Source organism: Actinomadura roseirufa, assembly GCF_900659635.1.
Classification (GTDB): Bacteria; Actinomycetota; Actinomycetes; order Streptosporangiales; family Streptosporangiaceae; genus Spirillospora; species Spirillospora roseirufa.
The window spans coordinates 1-4,432 of record NZ_CAACVB010000430.1 but is presented as its reverse complement, the minus strand read 5'-3'; the positions used below and the strand labels follow the sequence as shown (position 1 = coordinate 4,432).

The following is a 4,432-nucleotide window of genomic DNA, read 5'->3' as shown; positions in this document are numbered from 1 at the left end:
GGCCGTCGGCGAGCTGCCGCTGGCGGAGATCAAGCGGATCGGGCGGTCGCTGGGCGGCAGCGTGAACGACGTGGTCATGGCGCCGCGCGCGTCGCGGACGGCGGGCCGCGGGCGGTCGGCCGGCAGCGCCAGCCGCGGCAGGCCGTCCAGGGTGCGCCGCCAGTGCGCGAGCTCCGCCTCGACGACGTCGGCGGTGAGCCGCCCGCGCTGCCAGACGGCGTAGTCGGCGTACTGCACCGCCGGGGCGGGCGGGAGGTCCTCCCCCGCGCACAGCGCGCGGATCTCCCGTTCGAGGATGACGGTCGTCCAGCCGTCGGACGCGATGTGGTGCGTCGTCACCAGCAGGACGTGGTCCTCGCCGGGGATCCGGACGAGCAGCGCCCGCCACAGCGGGCCGTTCTCCAGGTCGAAGCCCCGCTCGAACTGCTCGCCGAACAGCCGCACCAGCTCGGTGGCCGGGGCGTCCTCGACGCGCAGCTCGACCGGCCCGGGGGGCACGGCGTGCTGGTACGGCTCGCCGTCGGCGACGGTGTAGCGGGTGCGCAGCGCCTCGTGCCGGGCCTCGACGGCGGCGAGCGCGCGGCGCACCTCGTCCTCGGTCACGGCGGCGGGCAGCCGCAGGTGGAGCGGGGCGACCCACTCGTGTCCCTCGGGGTGCATCCGGTTCAGGAACCACAGCCGGTGCTGGCCGGGCGACAGCGGCAGCGGCGCGTCGCGGGGCACCGGCCGGATGGCCGCGGCCGTCGCCTCCTCCGGCTCCCCTTCCGGCGTGACCCCTTCCAGCAGGGCGGCCTGCTCGGCGACGGTGGCGGCGGAGAACAGCCCGCGCAGCACCGCCTTCCCGGCTCCGGCCGACGCGCCGCTCAGCCGTCCCGCCAGCCGGGTCAGCAGCAGCGACGAGCCGCCGAGCGCGAAGAAGTCGTCGTGCACGCCGACGTCGTCCACGCCGAGGAGCTCGCGCCAGGCGCCGGCCACGGCCCGCTCGGCGGCGGTGCGCGGCGCGAGATGCGGCGGGCGGGCCGGCGCGTCGTTCTCGGCGGCGTCCAGCAGCGCCTTGCGGTCGGCCTTCCCGCCGGGCGTGCGGGGGAACTCCTCGACCGTGACGAACGCCGACGGGACGTGGGTCTCCGGCAGCCGCTCGGACAGGTAGGCGCGCAGCCCCGCGGCGGGCGCGCCGGTCCCGCGCAGGAACGCCACCAGGCGCCCGCCGCCCGGCCCGGGACGCGCCGCGACCACGACGCCGTTCACCTCCGGGTGCCCGGCCAGGACCGCCTCGATCTCGGCGGGCTCGATCCGCACGCCGTTGACCTTGACCTGGTCGTCCAGCCGCCCGAGGTACTCCAGGACGCCGTCCTCGCGCCAGCTCACCCGGTCGCCGGTGCGGTAGAGCCGCTCGCCGCCGGTGCCGTAGGGGTCGGGGACGAAGCGCTCGGCGGTCAGCCGGGCGTGCCCGAGGTAGCCGCGGGCGACCGCCGGGCCGCCCGCGTACAGTTCGCCGGGCACGCCGACGGGGGCGAGGGCACCGTGCTCGTCCAGCACCCGGATCCGCACCCCGGTGATGGGACGGCCGATCGGCACCGGGCCGGTGTCGTGCTCGGGGTCCCACCGGTGCGCGGTGACGTCGATCGCGCACTCGGTCGGCCCGTAGGTGTTCCACAGCTCGGCCCCCACCGGCGCGGTGAGCCGGGCCGCGAGGCCGCCGTGCAGCGGCTCGCCCGCGCTGAACAGCAGCCGCAGCGACGCGCACGCCGCCCAGCCGGGCTCCTCCACGAGCGCCGCGTACACCGACGGCACGGCCTGCAGCACGGTGATCTCGTGCTCGGCGACCGCGGCGGCCAGCGCGGCCGGGTCGCGTTCGGCGCCGTCCGGGGCGAGGACGACCGTGCCGCCGGCGACCAGCGGCGCGAAGAACTCCCAGACCGCGGCGTCGAAGCCGAGCGAGGTCTTCTGCAGCACCCGGTCGCCGGGGCCGAGGCCGTGCCGCTCGACCGTCCAGGCCACCCGGCCGGCGATGCCCTCGTGGGTGACCACGACGCCCTTGGGCAGCCCCGTCGAACCGGAGGTGTAGATCGCGTAGGCGGCGTCCGCGCCGCGCGGCGCGGCGGGCTCGAACGCGCCGTCCGCGCCGCCGGACGTCGGGACCTGCGGGAGGGCGCCGTCGGACGGCACGGCGAACGGCGTCGCGGCGCCCGTGGTCGGGCCGCCCCCGTCCTCGTCGGTGTTCTCCTCGGTGAGCAGCACCTTCGTCCCGGTGTCCTCCAGGATCAGCCGGACGCGCTCGGCCGGGTAGGACGGGTCGATCGGCACGTAGGCCGCCCCCGTCCGCCACACGGCCAGCAGCGCGGTGACCAGGCCGATCCGGCGGCGCATGCGGACCGCGACGAACGCGCCGGGGCCCACGCCGAGCCCGCGGAGCCGCGCGGCGAGCCGGTCGGACCGCGCGGCCAGCTCCGCGTAGGTCAGCGTGCGCGTCCCCTCGGCCACCGCCACGGCGCCGGGGGCGCGCCGGGCCCGCCGGGCGACGAGTTCGGGCAACAGCAGATCCATGACGCTCCTTGGACGGTCCGGTCACATCTGTTCGGCACGCATCTGTTCCGCTCGCATCTGTTCGGCTCAGATCCGGGCGGCTCACCTCTGTTCGGCGAGGTCCGCGGTGGGCTCCCACGGCGGCGTCTTCCACAGGTGGGAGATCTCGCCGAAGTGGGTGGTCACCCAGGCGTCGTCGTAGATCGTCCCGAGGTAGCGGTCGCCGCCGTCCGGGAAGATCAGGACGCAGGTGGCGTCCGGCGCGATCGCGCCCTCGGCGGTGAGCCGCTCCAGGGCCGCGACGGTGGCGCCCGAGGAGCCGCCCGCGAGGATCGCCTCCCGGTTCACCAGCCGCCGGCAGGCGACCACGCACTCCTGGTCGGTGACGTGGACGACGGCGTCGGCCGCGGACGGGTCGGCCAGCGCGGGCCGCACCGAGGCGCCGTGCCCGGGGATCAGCCGCCGCACGGCGGGCGGCCTGCCGCCCGGCTCGACGAAGATCGCGCTGCCGAGCGCGTCGACGCCGACGACGGTGGTGGGCATCGAGTGCGCGCGGGCGTGGTCGGAGCAGCCGCGCAGCGTGCCGAACGTGCTGGTCGCGCAGAACAGGTAGTCGGGCGGCGCGCCGAGCGCCGTCACGATCTCCGACATGGTCTCGCCGTGCGCGCCCGGGTTGAGGGGATTGGCGTACTGGTTCGGCCAGTACGCGCCGGGCAGCTCCGCGAGAAGCTCGCGCACCCGGCGCAGCCGTACCGGCAGGAACTCGCCGGTCTCCGGGTCGCCCTCGGTGACCACCTCCACCTCGGTGCCGTAGGCGCGCATGATGCCGAGGTTCTGCTCGGTGGTCCGCGCGTCCACCACGCAGATGAACCTGAGGCCGTGGTAGCGGCAGATCTGGGCGAGCCCCACCGCCAGGTTGCCCGAGCTCGACTCGACCACGATCGAGCCCGGTGGCAGCGCGCCGCTCTGGATCCGCCCGCGCAGCATGCTCAGCGCCGTCCGGTCCTTGATGCTGCCGCCGGGGTTGAAGCGTTCGAGCTTGGCGTAGAGCCGCTGGTCGCGTCCCGGCAGCAGCCGGGTGAGCTCCACCAGCGGGGTCCGCCCGATCGTGGACAGGATCCCGGTCAGGCCGGAATGGGGCACCGTCTCCTCCTCATCCGCTGCCGAGGGCCAGCAGCCGGGCGATCTCACCGGCGTCCTCGGCGAGCGGGACCCTGCCCACCCGCGCGCCGGGGTCCTGAACGGTCACGCGGACGAACCGGAGGTAGCGCTCCAGCAGCCGGGCGACGGTCTCGCGGGTGAACAGCTCGACGTCGTAGCGGAACGCCACCGACAGGCCGCCGGTGGTGGCGCCGATCTCCACGGTGAGGTCGTTCTGTCCCTCCAGCCGGGGCAGGTCGAGCACGGCCACGCGGTGGCCCGCGTGCCCGGTCCAGGCGCCGGAGGCGGCGAGGTCGAGCAGCCGGTCGCCCCGGCCGCCGACCATCGTGATGCCGACGCGCAGCGCCGGCGGCCGGCCGTCTCCCCCGTCCATCAGCGCGAACGGGTGGCGGGCGTACCGGGACACGGCGCCGAGCCGGTCGCCGGCGGCGGCCGCCGCCGCCCCGAACGTGGTGGCCGGGCCGAGCGTGGAGCGCAGCGGCACGGTGTTGACCAGCAGCCCGACCAGGTCGCGGGTCGCCAGGCCGCGGCGCAGCGTGGTCGGGCAGCCGACGAGCAGGTCGCCCTCGCCGGCGTACCGGTGCAGCAGCGCCTGGAAGGCACCGAGCATCAGGGCGAAGGGGGTGAGCCCGGCGCCGCGCGCGGCCTCGCGCACCTCGCGGGACGGCTCGCCGCCGAGCCGGCGGAAGACCGTGCTGCCGCGGAAGCCGGGGGTGGCCGGGCGCGGCCGGGACAGCGGCAGCTC

At 76.5% G+C, this 4,432-nt stretch carries 3 protein-coding genes; all 3 read right to left on the bottom strand.

The annotated features are described in order from the left end of the window. A partial coding sequence (locus E1291_RS39475; RefSeq protein WP_131743125.1) for a non-ribosomal peptide synthetase occupies positions 1-2,547 on the bottom strand: 2,547 nt, incomplete at its 3' end. Between the two features lie 81 nt (positions 2,548-2,628). Further along, positions 2,629-3,669 (bottom strand): 2,3-diaminopropionate biosynthesis protein SbnA, encoded by a 1,041-nt coding sequence (gene sbnA / locus E1291_RS39470; protein WP_131743124.1) that lies wholly within the window; start codon positions 3,667-3,669, stop codon positions 2,629-2,631. 10 nt (positions 3,670-3,679) lie between these two features. Next, positions 3,680-4,432: condensation domain-containing protein (locus E1291_RS39465; RefSeq protein ID WP_207401195.1), on the bottom strand; the 753-nt coding region annotated here is incomplete at its 5' end.